The organism is Camelimonas lactis (assembly GCF_004342915.1).
Lineage (GTDB): Bacteria > Pseudomonadota > Alphaproteobacteria > Rhizobiales > Beijerinckiaceae > Camelimonas > Camelimonas lactis.
This window is the reverse complement of the sequence record NZ_SLWL01000001.1, coordinates 293,969-309,414: the sequence shown is the minus strand read 5'-3', so window position 1 is coordinate 309,414 and position 15,446 is coordinate 293,969. Positions and strand designations below refer to the sequence as shown.

The following is a 15,446-nucleotide window of genomic DNA, read 5'->3' as shown; positions in this document are numbered from 1 at the left end:
TTAATAATCATAGATATTGGCAAAAAATATACACCGTCGCAACCATACGAATGACGGGAGCCACTGGCGACGGGGGCCGCCGTCCTGGGCCGGCGGCGACTTCGAACCGACAGCAACCATGCGCCCGGCGCCGCGCGCCCGGTCTGGTTCACCCGTTGGAGATTTGTTCAGGCAGCCGGCCCAACGCGGCCATCTGTGGCCAGCCAGGCCGACAGGCTCTTGTCGGCCTCGTCCGTGAACTGCCGCTCGCCCACGATCAGCGCGCTGATCCGGTCGAGCCGGAACAGCCGGTGGGCGCGGCGCATCTCGCACCAGGCCACCAGCAGCCAGCCATCGGAGAACGCGCTCATGGCCAGCGGCCGCACGGCGCGGCGGCTGACGGCGCCAGAGGCGGCGATATAGGCGAATTCCACGATCCGCCGCTCCCTCACCGCCCGGCGCAGCTTCTCCGTCCAGGCCGGCGCCCGCCGTTCTGGCCGCTGCACGGCGCGGATGGGACGGGCGGCCAGCCGCCGGCGCGGATCATCGCCGCTCCATGTCATATCGATCTTGGCGCGGGCGTCCCGCGCCGCCAGGCGCAACGCGGCGTCGCCCACCTGCTCCACATAGGCCAGGCCGAGCGCCAGGGCCTCAAGCTGGTCATGGCTGAAGGCGAGCGGCGCCAGCCGCACCGGCGCCCGCAACAGATAACCGGAGCCGGCTTCGCCATCGACCGGGTAGCCCTGCGCCTGCAGGGCGGCGATGTCGCGGTAGATGGTGCGCACCGACACCTCAAGGCGCGCCGCCAGCGTCGCGGCGGTGATCACGCCGCCTTCCTGCAAATATCCGGTCAGTTCAAGCAGGCGGTCGGCCCGTCGCATTGGCAAAGCTCCTGACGCCACGCTGTCAGCAGCCGGAGCTTATGCATCTCCCCTGACGGCGACAATGCGCCAGCAGGGAGTGTGACATGGAAACGGCGTCCCGGAAGTCAGCGGTTGAAAACTGGCGCGATGAAGAAGAATGGCGCGGAATGGAGCCGGCGGATGATGCGCCAACCCGCGCTGCGCTCGCTATCGTGTCGCGCATGCCGGCGCCCCCCTGCGCCCTGCTGCTCGGCTGGCGGCTGCTCCGCGCCGACGGACCGGCCGGCCGCATCCGCGTCGCCTTTGACGGACGGGACGACTTTCGCAATCCAGCCGGCACGATTCAGGGCGGCATGCTCGCCGCCATGCTCGACGACGCCATGGGACCAGCCATTCTCATCCACACGGGCGGCGCCAGCTTCGGCGCCACCATCAGCATGGCGGTCAATTACCTGGCGCCGGCGGCGCCAGGCCCCATGGCGGCGGAAGCCCGCGTCCTGTCATGCGGGCGCACCGTCGCCTTCATGGAGGGCCGGCTGTTCGGCGCCGATGGACGCCTGCTGGTCCAGGCCTCTGCCAGCGCCCGCCTGACACCCCTGCCAGACAGGGCCTGAGCGGTTCCGCAAATGAAAACGGGGCGCAACCGCGCCCCGTTCCGTCACCATGAAAGCTCCCGGCTTAACGCGAGAATTTCTTGTACTGGATGCGCTTCGGTATCACCGAGTCGGTGCCGAGGCGGCGTTTCTTGTCGTTTTCGTAGTCCTGGAAGTTGCCTTCGAACCACTCCACGTGGCTGTCGCCCTCGAAGGCCAGCATGTGGGTGGCGATGCGATCGAGGAACATGCGATCGTGGCTGATGACCACGGCGCAGCCGGCGTAATCTTCCAGCGCTTCTTCCAGCGCCCGCAGTGTGTCGATGTCGAGGTCGTTGGTCGGCTCGTCGAGCAGCAGCACGTTGGCGCCGGACTTCAGGATGCGGGCGAGGTGCACGCGGTTGCGCTCACCGCCGGAGAGCATGCCGACCTTCTTCTGCTGGTCGCCGCCCTTGAAGTTGAAGGCGCCGCAATAGGCGCGCGAGTTGATCTCCTTCTTGCCGAGGTAGATCACCTCATTGCCCTCGGAGATTTCCTCCCACACCGTCTTGTTGTCGTCGAGCGCGTCGCGCGACTGGTCGACGTAGCCAAGCTGCACCGCGTCGGCGATGGTGATCTTGCCCTGGTCGGGCTGCTCGATCCCGGCGATCATGCGGAACAGGGTCGACTTGCCGGCGCCGTTGGGGCCGATGACGCCGACGATGCCGCCCGGCGGCAGCTTGAACGACAGATCGTCGATCAGCAGCTTGTCGCCGAACGCCTTGGTGATGCCCTCGAATTCGATGACCTTGTTGCCGAGACGCTCCGCCACCGGAATGATGATCTGCGCGGTCGAGGGCGTCTTCTCATCCTGCTTGGCCAGCAGCTCTTCATAGCGCTGGATACGCGCCTTGCTCTTGGTCTGGCGGGCCTTCGGCGAGGCGCTGATCCACTCGCGCTCACGATCCAGGGCGCGCTGGCGCGACTCTTCCTCACGGCCTTCCTGCTTCAGGCGCTTCTGCTTCTGCTCCAGCCAGGAGGAATAGTTGCCCTCGTAAGGGATGCCGCGACCGCGATCCAGCTCGAGAATCCAGCCGGTGACATTGTCGAGGAAGTAGCGGTCGTGGGTGACGATCAGGATGGCGCCTGGATAGGTGCGCAGATGGCCTTCCAGCCAGTTCACCGTCTCGGCGTCGAGGTGGTTGGTCGGCTCGTCGAGCAGCAGCAGCTCGGGCTGTTCCAGCAAAAGGCGGCACAGGGCGACGCGGCGACGCTCGCCGCCGGAGAGCTTCTCCACGTTCCAGTCGTCGGGCGGACAGCCGAGCGCTTCCATGGCCTGATCGACCTGGCTGTCCAGATCCCACAGGCCGAGGGCCTCGATCTGGTCCTGCAACTCGGTCATCTCGTCGGCGGTCTCGTCCGAATAGTTCATGGCGAGTTCGTTGTAGCGATCAAGGATCGCCTTCTTTTCCGCCACGCCGTCGAGCACGTTTTCACGCACGGTCTTCGCCGGATCGAGCCACGGCTCCTGGGAGAGGTAGCCAACGCGGGCGCCCTCCGCCACCCAGCCGTCGCCCGACCAGTCCTTGTCGATGCCCGCCATGATCTTGAGCAGGGTCGATTTACCGGCGCCGTTGACGCCCAGCACGCCGATCTTGGCGTCGGGGTAGAACGACAGGTTGATGTTGTCCAACACCTTCTTGCCGTTCGAATAAGCCTTGGTCAGGCCCCGCATGTGATAGATGAACTGACGTGACATAAACTCGGCTCCACCCCCCAGAAGGGGCGCTGAAGGGACTGGGCCGGCGCACGGCCGGCGCGGTTCGGGAAAGCTTCCGCCTATCTAACGGTCGCGCCCCCCGATCGCAAGGCGGGGGCGGTGTTCTGGCGGCGTTTTGGCGCGATCGCGGCGGCATTCCGCGCCGGCCCGCGCTGGCAGGACGCGCCCGCGGCGGTTTCCCCGCCATATGGACCGGAGGCCGCTCCCGTTTACGGTTTTGAGCCGGTTCCGGTCGGCCAGGCGATCCCGTCTGCCAGAAATCACTCCAGATGGGCGCCGCGCGCCATTCTTCCTTTGCATCCTGCCGGCAGCCATGCACTGCTGTACCCTGAAAGCCCGGATAACAGGGCGACGGGGCGATGGCTGGTTCATGGACAATCGCAGGAGGAACGCAGATGAGCGCGGAGACGGGCGACCGGTCGCCAAAAGCCGGCATGCTGGGCCTGGACGGCCTGCTGCCGGAGCAACTCTCCCGCCGGGGTTTCGTGGTGATGACGGCGCTGATGAGCGGCTTCACCATGGCCACGGCCCACGCCCAGGCCAATCCGCCGGTGAGAACACCCGCCGACGGCCTGGTGGCCGGCGAAGTGAAAATTCCGGTGAAGGACGGCGACATCCCGGCCTACCGGGCCATGCCGGAAGGCGCCGGCCCCTTCCCTATCGTGCTGGTGATCGAAGAGATCTTCGGCGTGCACGAATATATCAAGGACGTCTGCCGCAGGCTGGCGAAAGCGGGCTATCTGGCGGTGGCGCCGGAACTGTACGCCCGGCGCGGCGACATTTCCAGGGTCACCGACGTGCAGGTGTTGCTGCGCGACTTCATCGCGAAGACGCCGGACGCGGAAGTGATGTCGGACCTGGACGCCACGGCGGCCTGGGCGGCGCAGCACAAGGGCGACGCGCAGCGGCTGGGCGTCACCGGCTTCTGTCGCGGCGGCCGCGCCGTCTGGCTGTACGCCGCCCACAATCCGGCGCTGAAAGCTGGTGTGGCCTGGTATGGCCCGGTGGGCGGCCAGACATCGCCGATCCAGCCAAAGACGGCGCTAGATGTGGCCGGCGATCTGAAGGCCCCCGTGCTCGGCCTGTATGGCGGCGCCGACACCGGCATCCCGGTCGCCAGCATCGGGGAGCTGAAGAAGAAGGCGCTGGCCGCCGGCAAAACGGTGGAGCTGGAGATCTTCCCCGACGCGCCGCACGCCTTCCACGCTGATTACCGGCCGACATATCGCAAGGAAGCAGCCGAAGCGGGCTGGAAGCTGATGCTGGCGTTCTTCAAGAAGCACGGCGTGGCGTGAACTGCGACACTGCGGCGGCGGACTGATGGCGAAGGGAACTGGCCGCGCCGTACGTTACCTGTGGGGTAATCGCCCTGGGGCCTGAAGTGGGCGACACGTGGGATGGCGGAGCGTCCGGAGCACGCCCCGGCCTTTGCGGCCGCAAGCTTTTGGGGGCTGGAAGCCTGTGGAACCTCCAGCCTCTGGCGCGGCCGGCAGGCTCTGCTACAACCGGGGCGTCGCCTGAAACGACGACGCCAAAGCAAAAACGGGGCAAAGCCCGGTTCAAGAGGCAACGAACGGGAGCGTCATGAGCGCACGACAGCAATCACACCGCAGAGGCGCGCGGCGACAGCACGGGGCCGCGTCCGCGGGCGCGGCGTCCCGGGAGTTCCGGCCATGACGTCCACAACAGAAACCTCCGAAACCGCCCTGCTGGCCGCCTCGGCGCGGCGCGGCTGGATCGTGGTGGCCGCCGCCTTCGTCGTCATGTTCTGCGGCCTTGGCTGCCTCTACGCCTTCCCGGCCTTCTTCAACGCCCTGCAACAGGACTTCTCGGCCAGCCGCGCCGCCCTGTCGTGGGTGTTTTCCGGCGCGGTGGCGCTGTATTTCGCCATTGGCGTCATCAGCGGCCCACTGACCGACAGGCTGGGCGCCCGCCCGGTGGTGCTCGGCGGCATCGCCCTTGTCGGCTTCAGCCTGATCTTCGCCGGCATGGCCAATTCCATCGCCATGGTGGCGCTGGCCATCGGCCTTGGCGTCGGGCTTGGCATCGGCTTTTCCTACGTGCCGGCGGTCAGCGCCGTGCAGCGCTGGTTTCTGGCGCGGCGCGGCTTCGCCTCCGGCATCGCCGTCTCCGGCATCGGCCTTGGCACGCTGATCATGCCCAAGGTCGCCGAATATCTGGTGGCGCACCTCGGCTGGCGCGGCGCCTACACCATCCTCGGCCTGTTTGTCGTGCTGGCTGGCGGCGCTGCGGCGCTGTTCGTCGACAACGCCCCGGAAAAACGCGGCATGGCGCCGGACGGCAAGCTGCTGCAAGGCCCGCTGCCTTCGCGCAACGAACTGCCCGGCATGAGTCTGGGCGAAACCGTGCGTTCGTCCCAGTTCCGCATCTTCTATCTCGCCTCGGTTCTGGCGTCGGTGGGCCTGTTCATTCCCTTCGTTCACCTGACGCCCTCCGCCCAGGACCGCGGCGTCGATCCATCCACCGCCGTGACCCTGTTCGCGCTCATCGGCATCGGCTCCACCGCCGGCCGCTTCCTGATTGGCGGCGTCGCCGACCGCATGGGCCGCCGGCGTTCGCTGGCGCTGATGTTCCTTGGCCTGGGGCTGATGATGGGCTGGTGGATTTTCGCCAGCAGCGCCATCGGCCTCGCCGTGTTCGCGCTGGTGTTTGGCCTGTGTTACGGCGGCTACGTCGCGCTGGCCCCGGCCCTGCTGGTCGATGTATTCGGCCCGCGCAACGCCAGCGGCGTCATCGGCGTCAGCTACACCGCCGCCGCTCTCGGCTCGCTGCTCGGCCCGCCGCTGGCGGGATACGCCTTCGACCTCACCCAGAGCTATACGGTTCCCATCGCCATCGCTGGCGTGCTCGGGCTGCTCTCGGCCCTGCTGGTCAGCCTGATGCCGGAGCCCCACCCCACCGCCTGACGGGCGAATGGCGGGGACAATAAAAAAGGCAAAACCCGGTTCAGCAGAACCGGGTTTTGCCCTGATGCATTCGCGCCGCGCGCAGGGCCGGTCAGCGGGTCAGCTCCGCCTTCAGGTCGCGCTTCAGCACCTTGCCATTGGCGTTGCGCGGCAGCGGCTCGGTGCGGATGTCGATGCGCACCGGCGTCTTGAACGCCGCCAGCCGTTTGGCCGCATGGGCGATCAGCTCCTGCTCGCTCACATCGAAGCCCGGCTTGAGCTGCACCACCGCGCCCACTTCCTCGCCCAGCACCCGGTGCGGCAGTCCGAACACGGCCGCGTCCATCACCCCCGGGTGGCTGTACAACGCGCTCTCCACTTCGGTGCAATAGATGTTCTCGCCGCCGCGGATCACCATGTCCTTGGCCCGGTCAAGAATATAGATGAACCCCTCATCGTCGATGCGCACCAGGTCGCCGGAATGCAGCCAGCCGTCAGAAAAGCTCTTCGCCGTCTCTTCCGGCTTGTTCCAGTAGCCTTTCACGACATTGGGGCCCTTGATCCACAATTCGCCGATCTCGCCGGGCGGAACGTCGGCGCCGTCGGGGCCAACCACCCGCACCTCGCACACCGGCACGGGCATGCCGACGCTGTCGGGCTTGCGCAGATATTCCAGCCCCTGGTTCTGTGAGGTGACCGACGAGGTTTCGGTGAGCCCATAGCCGTTGCCGGCCCCGGCCGTGGGAAAGGTTTTCTTGACCAGCTTCGGCAATTCCGCCGGCGCCGGCGCGCCGCCATAGGACACGGCCTCCAGACTCGACAGGTCATACTTGTCGAAATCCGGATGCTCCATGATCTGCCAGGCGATGGCCGGCACCCCGGTGAAGCCGTTGACCTTCTCGCGCTGGATCAGCTCCATGCCGCGGCGCGCGTCCCATTTGTACATCAGCACCAGCTTGTTGCCGGAGAGAATGGTGGGAACCATCGCCGAATGGCAGCCGGTGACATGAAACAGCGGCACCGGCAGCAGAAAGGCTTTCTTCGGCGCCGTCGCCGGATCCGGCAGGGACTCGCCCGCCAGCAGCAACGATTTGGCCTTGCCATAGCCGACAGTGATCTGGTTGGAGCAGATATTGCGGTGCGTGCCCAATACGCCCTTCGGCATCCCGGTGGTGCCGGACGTATAGAAGATGGTGGCGTCGTCGTCCGGCGCGATCTCCGCCGCCGGCAGGCTGGCGCCGTCGGCCAGGCTCACCACGTCGCTCCAGGGAATGATCCCGGCGCCAAACGGCTTTTCCGGCCGGGTCCCGATCACCGCCCGCATCGGCAGCGTTGCGAGCCGGTCGCCAAGGCGGTCAATGCGCTCGCCGTCGGCGACCAGCACCGCCGCGCCGGAATCGTTCAGGCAATAGGCCAGCTCCTCCGCCGTCATCCAGGCGTTGAGCGGCGTCGCAATGGCGCCAATGGCCGTGGCCGCCCAGAAGGTTATCACCCATTCCGGGTAATTGCGCATGGCGATGGCCACCCGGTCGCCCTTGCGCACGCCAAAGCGCGTGACCAGCGCTGTCGCCAGCGCGCACACGGCGTTGAAGTGCTGGCGATAGGTCAGGCGCTCGTCTTCGAACACGATGCAATCAGCGTCGCCGAACGCGGCGCTGGCCTCGATGATGGCGCGCAGACTGGGCGGCGTGTTTTTCCAGACGCGCGTCGGCAGGCCGCGTATGTCGATCGTCTCAAATTCGAACGGCGCCCCGGGCGCGGTGAGCTGCGCCATCGCCGCCTCCGGCGACATGGCGAACGCGCCAGCAGCGAATCCCTGGGACGTGGCCGAAGCTGCTTCTGCCATCACGTATCCTCACCTGTATTCTGATTTGCATATTTGAGGGGAGTTGACCCCAATCAGCCGGTTGCTGCAAGCAACTCCGGGGGCAAAAATGTGGCGCGTTCGCAACACCCGTGCAGCCACGGCGCAGCTTCGCCATATTGCCGACGCTTCCGTCCTCTGGTTTCGCCACAATGCACGACGGGCGCCGCAAAAACCTGTTCCCGGCGCATACGGCGTTCCTTAAATTTTCAGCGGCGCTTCCTGAACCACGATTAACAATGTCATGCCAGAGCCTGTCATTGATCCGGCAATATAAACTCGTCGTGGACAAATTTAAATCATACACTTCTATTCATATAGAATATTTTTCCAGAAAATAACATTTTTGTGACGCGAAATATCAGATATAACTTAAATCTATCTCGAAAAACCTGATCATTCCCGCCTTTGCATTGCCCTGCCTCTTGTTGCAAGACTGTCATATTGCGTCGCTATCCCCTCGACAGCCGGCGCCAAAAGTCCGGAAACGCACATTTTCGCCATTGGGCCGAGGGCGCCCATACTTCTGGAGTTTCCATCGTGAGCATCGTCAGAGCGCTTCTGCTCGGTTCCGTTGCGTCCCTTGGCGCTGTCGTTGGCGCCAACGCCGCCGACCTTCCCATGACGAAGTCAGCCCCCGTGGAGTATGTGAAGGTCTGCAACACCTTCGGCCCCGGCTTCTTCTACATTCCCGGCACGGACACCTGCATCCGCGTTGGCGGCCGCGCCCGGTTTGAGTACCAGTATTCGGGCCCGCTGAAATCGGCCAATGCTGACAAGTCCAGCTACCGCGCTCTCGGCCGCCTCCAGGTCGACGCCCGCACCAACACCGAATGGGGCGCGCTGCGCACCTTTGTCCGCTTCGAGATCGCAAGCCGCACCGGCGGCTGGCCGCTGCGCTCCGGTACCGCCGAGCGCACCGCCCAGGCGTTTTTCGCCACTGGCGTCGATACCTTTGGCCGCGCCCAGAAGTATGTGGAAGTCGACAAGGCCTTCATCCAGTTCGCTGGCCTGACCGCTGGTCGCTTCGGTTCTTTCTACGACTTTTATGGCCACGAGCTTGAGCTGATCGGCTCCACCACCAGCTCCGACGTCCAGAGCACCAACGGCATCGCCTACACCGCCAAGCTCGGCAACGGCTTCAGCGCCACGGTCTCGGTAGAAGATCCGACCTTCCGCCGCCAGCCGATCTACGCCTCCACCAACACCGGCCCGATCATCACCGGCGGCAAGTACTACGCCAACGTCGGCGCCAGCTTCGACCCGGTCACCGGCCTGCCCACCAGCTACGCCTCGGTTGACAGTTCCCAGCGCCTCAATGTGCCCGACTTCGTCGGCGTGCTGCGTCAGGACGGTTCGTGGGGTTCCGCCCAGCTTTCGGGCGCCCTGCATCAGGTCAGCCTCGGCAACTTTGGCGCCATCGGAACCGCCGGCGCCTACGCCACGCCGGTCCGTCTCGACGCCGCCTGGGGTTATGCCGTTCAGGCCGGCGTGAAGTTCAACCTGCCGTTCATCGCCAAAGGCGACCAGCTCTGGCTGCAGGCCGCCTACGGCAAGGGCGCCATGTCCTACACCGGCGTCAGCGCCATGCTCGGCGGCGACACCTTCACGGGCCAGAACCTCGGCCGCTTCACGGTCAATACGGTTGACGGCTACGTCAACGCCTTCGGCGACATCAAGCTGAGCACCAGCTGGACCCTCACCGCGGCCTTCCTGCACTACTGGACTCCCACCGTCCGCCAGGCCGTGTTCGCCAGCTACGGCCAGCTTGAGTACGGCAGCGGCGCCCGTAGCGCGGTTGGCCCGCTCTACGCCGGTCTCGGCGGCTCGCTCATCCCGGCCAACCTCGCTTTCACGCCCCAGCAGACCGTCAACTACAACAACAGCTCCGCCCTGCGCGACTGGAGCGTCTTCAACGTCGGCACCAACCTTGTCTGGTCACCGGTCAAGGATCTCGATATCGGCGCCGAAGTTAACTTCGCGCAGGTCAACATCGCCAACGGTCGCGTCACTGACCAGAACAAGAACGTCAGCTACCGCGTCAATGGCGTGAACTACGCCAAGACCACCGGCACGGACTATGTCTGGCAGGGACGCATCCGCATCCAGCGCGATTTCTGAGCATTCCAGCTCACGCCGGAACCAGGGGAGCCTTCGGGCTCCCCTTTTCTGTTTGCAAGCTGAAACGGCGGCGCGCCCCATCCCAGGCCCCATGGTCCATGTCCGGGGCCGGAGCCCGGCGCGTTTGCCGGCCCGCCATCCGGGCTCCCGCGCGCTTGCGGGCGCATTTTTCCGCTCTGGCATGTCCAGCGCGCGTAACGGTCCGCGCCGGACTGCGCCCGGCTCACTGGCCAGGGCCTCCGGCTGGCGTATAGAAGGGAAACAGGGATGCGCGCGCATCCCCGCTGCGCCCGGCAGGGCCGCCTTCGGCCAGGGCCGCGACCTAAAAAGCCGGAGTCCGGCGTCTTGACGCATTCTCCCGGGCAAGGCGCCGTCGCCGCGCCCGGTTCGCACCAGGATTCCATTTTCATGCCATCAGCCCCCACGTCGCGTCCTGTTTCCCGTGTGTTTTATGGCTGGTGGATTGTCGCGGCGATGACCGTGCTGCTCACCACCATCGGCGGGCTGGCCTTCTACAACCTGTCGGTGCTGTTGCAGGCCTTCGTGGCGGAACGCGGCTTTCCCGTCTCCATGGCCAGCAACGCGACGGCCCTGTTCTTCCTGTCGTCTGGCGTCGCCGGCATCGTGACGGGCCGGTTCATTGACCGGATTGACGCCCGTTATTTCGTGATCTGCTCCGCCACGCTCAGCGCGCTCGCCCTCACCGCCATCGGCTGGGTGCGCACGCCGTGGCAGCTTTATCTGTTCTACCTGCTGTTTGGCCTTGCCTACGGCGGTTGTGGCCTTGTGCCAGCCATGACGGTGCTGACCCGCTGGTTCGACGCCAAACGGGCCACCGCCCTGTCCATCGCCATGACGGGCCTGTCGCTGGGCGGCGCGCTCATCACCCCTGTCACCGCCTGGCTCATCAGCCGCGTCGGCCTCGCCGGCGCCGGCCCCTGGCTTGGCGCCGCTTTCTTTATTGGCGTGGCGCCGCTGACCTTGCTGGTGCTGCGCCCCTCACCGGAGAGCATGGGCCTCAATCCCGATGGCGTCCCGGTCCGGCCGGGCCACAAGCCTGGCCTCGTCCGCACCGGCTTCACCTGGCCGCAGGCGCGCGCCAGCCGGTTTTTCTGGGGAATTTCCCTTGCCTATGTCTTCACCATGGCGGCGCAGGTTGGCGGCATCTCGCATCTGTTCAGCATGATCGCCTCGCGGGCCGGCCATGAAACGGCGGCGCTCGGCGTCTCGCTGCTCGCTTTCGCCAGCATCACCGGCCGGCTCAGCGGCGGCGTCATCCTGCTGCGCGCGCCCAGCCTGCCGTTCACGCTGATCTCCATGTTTTTCCAGGCGGCGGCGCTGTTGCTGGTGTCCTTCAGCCAGGACCGCATCCTGCTGTTGACCGCGGTGGTTCTGTTTGGGTTGCCCGTTGGCAACCTGCTGATGATGCAGCCGCTACTTGTGGCGGAAGCGTTCGGGACACGGGAATACGGACAGATTTACTCGGCCCACACGCTGATCACCATGGCCGGCGTCGCGGGCGGCCCCATGGTGCTGGGCCTGCTGCATGATCTCTTTAACGGCTACGGCCCGCCCTATCTTTTTGCCGCCATTCTGGGTTTCTCGGGCAGCGTCACCCTGATCCTCGCGGGGCGCCCGCCCGCGCCGCCGCCGCCTGCCGCCCAGTAAAGTCCTGCCGAATTACGCGCAGAACGCAGCCACGCTTGTCCAGACGTCCGGATTGACGTAACGGACAGAACTTGCGCACACTCTACCCGCCATGTAACCAGCCATATTATTGACAGCTCTATCCTGACGGGCGTCTGATCTCACGGAGGGGCCAGTGACAGGGCGCGCCGTGTTGCGAAGGGGATCGTCTGGCGTGACGGGGATGACTGGTTTGGGGCTGTTTACCGAACGGGGGGAGCGCAAAAGCCTTCCCTTCGCCCAACGCCTGCTGTGGCTTGTCATTTCCCTGATTGTTCCCGCGCTCGCCATCGCCGCTGGCGGCCTTTATTCCGCCTATGACGCCGAGAAGAGCGCCACGGAAGAAATCCTGCTCCAGACCGCGCGCACCCTTGCGCTGCACCTTGACCGTGAACTCAGGAAACTCGAAACATCGGTCCAGGTTGTCGTGCAGCAACCGCTGCCGGCCGCCGGCGAGCAGGAAGCGCTGCGCCGCCGCGTCAATGAACAGACCTTGCTGGAAGGCGTGCGGATCGCGCTTGAACGCGCCAGCGGCGAGCTGATTTTTTCCGAGAGCGAGACGCTGAACGCCCTGCAGGGCTCCCCGGCCCGCCAGCGCGCCCTGCATGACTCGCTGCTCACCGGCAAACCGGTCATTTCCATCCATCCCTCGCCGTCGGTGGATGGCCGCGTCGTGGTCATCGACGCGCCGTTGCCCGGCGATGGCCCCGAGCGGCGCATCATGAGCGTCGAGGTCAACTCCTCGGTTCTGGCGCGCTTCCTGGCCGGCAACGGTTTCGGCTCCAGCGAATGGAACGGCGCCGCCGCCGGGCCTCTCGGCGACATCGTCGCCCGCACCCGCAACGACAACCTGTTCAGCGAACCGCTCGCTCCCCCCGCCCTGCGCGTCAGGATGGGTCAGCATGACGAAGGCGTCATCAACCTTGAGCGGGCGGGCGAAGCGACTTCAACCGCCGTGTTCAGCAAGACGCCGCGCTATGGCTGGTACTTTATCCTGGCCTATCCGCAGCACCGGCTTGAGGCGGCGTTCAACCGTTCGCTGGCGTGGCTGGGGGCCCTGGCGCTGGTGGCCGTGCTCGGCCTGCTGCATGTCATCTACCTCTCCCGGCAGCTTTTGCGCCCGGTGGTCCGCCTCACCGCCTCCGCCGGCCGGCTGGCGCGCGGCGACATCATCCCTGGCCGCCGCACCGGCGTCACGGAGTTCGATGAGGTCCAGCGGGCGCTCCGGGACGCCTCGCACCAGTTGGCCCGGCGCAATGCGGAGCGGGACCAGGTTGAAGCCATGCTGCGCGCCAGCGAGCAGCGGCTGCGCCTGGCGATGGAGGCCAGCGAGCTTGGCGCCTGGAGCTTCGACCCCGAAACCAATGAACTGACCGGCTCGGACCGCAGCCGCGTGCTGATGGGCATTCCTGTCGGTCGCCTTGACCTGCACACGCTCGACGCCGCCCTGCACCCCAAATACCGGAAAGAGCACTTCAACGCGATCGCCAGCGGCATCGGGGGACGCGAGCCGTTCATCGTGGAAATCTGCGTGCAATGGCCGGACAGCACGACGCACTGGATTGAGGTGCGCGGCCGGCCGGTCATGCGGGCCAGCGGCCTGCCAACGGTGGTGGGCCTGGTGCAGGAGATCACCGAACGGCGAACGGCCGCGGACCGGCAGCGCATGCTGTTGCGCGAACTGAACCACCGGGTGAAGAACTCCCTGGCGACGGTACAGTCCATCGCCCTGCTGACCCGTCGCTCCACGGCGGCCGACCAGGCCTGGGAAGCCTTCGAGGAACGGCTGGTGGGCCTGGCGAAAACCCATGACCTGCTGACCGCCAGCGACTGGCGCGGCGCCTGGCTGGACGAGGCGCTCGCCTCGGAGCTGAAGCCGTATCAGAACGCCGCCCACACCCGGATCATGACCGAGGGCCCGCGCATTCGCCTGCGCCCGCGCGCCACCCTCACCCTGTGCATGTGCTTTCATGAACTGGCGACCAACGCCGCCAAATACGGCGCCCTCTCCACTGACGCCGGCCGCGTTCAGGTAGAGTGGTCCATCACGCCGGCGGCCGGCTCAACGCCGCCCATGCTCGTGCTGACCTGGCGGGAGAGCGGCGGCCCCGAGGTGACGCCGCCAACCCGGCAGGGCCTCGGCTCCCGGCTGCTCGATCGCGGCCTGCGCCGCGAACTGGGCGGCAAGGTCGAAATGACCTACGCGCCGACCGGCGTGGCGTGTCGCATGGAATTGCCCCTCGACGCCGTCACCGCCGCCAGCCTGGACAGCGCCGCCGATCCCGTCTGACGCGCCGCCATGCTCCGGCCAGCCCGTTGCCGGCGGAGCCGCTGCTCCCTCCAGGAGCCCGTTCCGCCCCGAAGCCCAAGCCATCCTGGGGTTCACGCCATCCTGAGGCCTACGTCATCCTGGAACCCGCGCGGCCCTGTAGCCCACGCGGTCTTGCCGGAGCGCTTCGCGATCCGGCGCGGCGAAGCCTGCTCCCACCCCCATATCCAACGAAGCTTGCCTTCAACAAAAAAACCCGGAGAGCCGTAGCTCTCCAGGTTGCTTGGGTTTCCCGCCAGACGCCCGCGGCCGGGCGCGCCGGTCAGTTGCCGGCCGGTCCGAAGTTGCCGCCCATGCTGCGTCGCAGCTTGGCCATGCCGCCAATCCAGCGGTCATAGTTTTCCGTTTTCTTCCGCATGTAACCGAGCACCTGGGAATGGGGCAGAATCAGGAAGCGCTCCTCATCCAGCCCTTCCACCACCACGTCGGCCAGCTGCGCCGGGGTCAGCACGCCGTCCACGTGTTGGGGCCCCTCGCCGCCAGCGCGCAACATGGGCGTATCAACGGCCTGCGGGCACAGCATCGAGACGCGGATGCCCGCGTCGCGATGGGTGATGGCCAGAATCTCGCCGAAGCCCACGGCGGCGTGCTTGGTGGTGGCGTAAACCGCGCTGCCGATCTGCGACAGCAGGCCGGCCGCCGAGGCGGTGTTGAGGAAATAGCCGCCGCCGCGCTGGGTCATGCGCGGAACCAGCGCCCGCGCCGCGTAGACATGGGCCATCACGTTGATATCCCAGCTCTTCTGCCAGATGTCGTTGCCGGCGGCGCCGACGAAATTCGGGTCGGAACGGCTGAAATCGCCAATGCCGGCGTTGGAGCAGAACAGGTCGATGGGACCGAAACGCTTTTCCACGTCGTCGATCATGGCGACGAGTTGCGCTTCATTCGAGACGTCACAGCCATAAGCCGCGCTGGCGCCAATTTCATCGGCGGCCGCTTTCACCTTGGCTTCATTGATGTCGCAAATCACCACGGCCTTCGGGTTTTCCTTCAGGAACCGCACCGCCAGCCCCTTGCCAATGCCGTCGGCCCCGCCCGTGATCACCACTACCTTGTCGGCAAGCTTCATGGAAAACCCCTTCCGCGCACGCGCATGATCCGGAAAAGCGAAAGGCCGCCCGCCGGAAACCGCATCAAATCAGGAATACCTGGGGCAGGTGCATCCGCTTGCCCCAGGGCGTTGTCTGGACCGGAACATTTCGCGGCAAGGCGAACACGCCGCGCGCGCCAGCCGCATCCGGTCGCCAGAACCAGGAAAATCCGGCCGCGCCGGGCCGGCCCTTACAGAGCGCGTTCCGATCAGCCAGAACCGGCTGATCGGCCGGAATGCGCTCAAGACAAAGCAG

The 15,446-nt window shown here is 66.2% G+C and carries 10 protein-coding genes; 6 read left to right on the top strand and 4 right to left on the bottom strand.

The features are described from left to right. Positions 1–167 precede the first annotated feature (167 nt). A complete protein-coding gene (locus EV666_RS01360; RefSeq protein ID WP_132001860.1) occupies positions 168–860 on the bottom strand; it encodes a helix-turn-helix transcriptional regulator in 693 nt (230 codons plus the stop codon). Positions 861–1,063: 203 nt separating this feature from the next. Here EV666_RS01360 and EV666_RS01355 point away from each other — a divergent pair, with 203 nt between their 5' ends. After that, positions 1,064–1,456, top strand: coding sequence for a PaaI family thioesterase (locus EV666_RS01355; protein ID WP_132002744.1), 393 nt, complete (start codon positions 1,064–1,066; stop codon positions 1,454–1,456). Between the two features lie 64 nt (positions 1,457–1,520). Here EV666_RS01355 and ettA read toward each other — a convergent pair whose 3' ends face one another. Further along, positions 1,521–3,173: an energy-dependent translational throttle protein EttA gene (gene ettA / locus EV666_RS01350; RefSeq protein WP_132001857.1), complete on the bottom strand. Its 1,653-nt coding sequence runs from the start codon at positions 3,171–3,173 to the stop codon at positions 1,521–1,523. A gap of 455 nt (positions 3,174–3,628) precedes the next feature. On the opposite strand from ettA, the gene EV666_RS01345 reads away from it, so the two are divergent. Together EV666_RS01345 and EV666_RS01340 are read left to right on the top strand one after the other, a co-directional pair. Beyond that, entirely contained in the window at positions 3,629–4,489 is an 861-nt protein-coding gene (locus EV666_RS01345) for a dienelactone hydrolase family protein (protein ID WP_245514174.1), read from the top strand. 378 nt (positions 4,490–4,867) lie between these two features. Further along, complete coding sequence (locus EV666_RS01340; protein ID WP_132001854.1) at positions 4,868–6,121, top strand: MFS transporter; 1,254 nt, start codon at positions 4,868–4,870, stop codon at positions 6,119–6,121. A 91-nt stretch (positions 6,122–6,212) separates the two neighbouring features. Here the strand turns inward: EV666_RS01340 and EV666_RS01335 are convergent, their stop codons facing one another. Continuing rightward, positions 6,213–7,946, bottom strand: a complete 1,734-nt coding sequence (locus EV666_RS01335) for a class I adenylate-forming enzyme family protein (RefSeq protein WP_132001851.1) — start codon at positions 7,944–7,946, stop codon at positions 6,213–6,215. Between the two features lie 558 nt (positions 7,947–8,504). Here EV666_RS01335 and EV666_RS01330 point away from each other — a divergent pair. From EV666_RS01330 to EV666_RS01320, 3 genes are all read left to right on the top strand, one after another. Next, positions 8,505–10,085, top strand: coding sequence for a porin (locus EV666_RS01330; RefSeq protein WP_132001848.1), 1,581 nt, complete (start codon positions 8,505–8,507; stop codon positions 10,083–10,085). A gap of 408 nt (positions 10,086–10,493) precedes the next feature. Continuing rightward, on the top strand, positions 10,494–11,753 hold the full coding sequence (locus EV666_RS01325; RefSeq protein ID WP_165909860.1) for an MFS transporter: 1,260 nt from the start codon (positions 10,494–10,496) through the stop codon (positions 11,751–11,753). Between the two features lie 202 nt (positions 11,754–11,955). After that, on the top strand, positions 11,956–14,061 hold the full coding sequence (locus tag EV666_RS01320; protein ID WP_245514173.1) for a sensor histidine kinase: 2,106 nt from the start codon (positions 11,956–11,958) through the stop codon (positions 14,059–14,061). A gap of 301 nt (positions 14,062–14,362) precedes the next feature. Here the strand turns inward: EV666_RS01320 and EV666_RS01315 are convergent, their stop codons facing one another. Continuing rightward, entirely contained in the window at positions 14,363–15,169 is an 807-nt protein-coding gene (locus EV666_RS01315) for an SDR family oxidoreductase (RefSeq protein WP_132001839.1), read from the bottom strand. Positions 15,170–15,446 lie beyond the last annotated feature (277 nt).

Excerpts from the sequence above, each read along its gene's own strand:
- EV666_RS01360 (WP_132001860.1), bottom strand. The coding sequence starts at position 860 with ATGCGACGGGCCGACCGCCTGCTTGAACTGACCGGATATTTGCAGGAA.
- EV666_RS01355 (WP_132002744.1), top strand. The coding sequence starts at position 1,064 with ATGCCGGCGCCCCCCTGCGCCCTGCTGCTCGGCTGGCGGCTGCTCCGC.
- ettA (WP_132001857.1), bottom strand. The coding sequence starts at position 3,173 with ATGTCACGTCAGTTCATCTATCACATGCGGGGCCTGACCAAGGCTTAT.
- EV666_RS01345 (WP_245514174.1), top strand. The coding sequence starts at position 3,629 with ATGCTGGGCCTGGACGGCCTGCTGCCGGAGCAACTCTCCCGCCGGGGT.
- EV666_RS01340 (WP_132001854.1), top strand. The coding sequence starts at position 4,868 with ATGACGTCCACAACAGAAACCTCCGAAACCGCCCTGCTGGCCGCCTCG.
- EV666_RS01335 (WP_132001851.1), bottom strand. The coding sequence starts at position 7,946 with ATGGCAGAAGCAGCTTCGGCCACGTCCCAGGGATTCGCTGCTGGCGCG.
- EV666_RS01325 (WP_165909860.1), top strand. The coding sequence starts at position 10,494 with ATGCCATCAGCCCCCACGTCGCGTCCTGTTTCCCGTGTGTTTTATGGC.
- EV666_RS01320 (WP_245514173.1), top strand. The coding sequence starts at position 11,956 with ATGACTGGTTTGGGGCTGTTTACCGAACGGGGGGAGCGCAAAAGCCTT.
- EV666_RS01315 (WP_132001839.1), bottom strand. The coding sequence starts at position 15,169 with ATGAAGCTTGCCGACAAGGTAGTGGTGATCACGGGCGGGGCCGACGGC.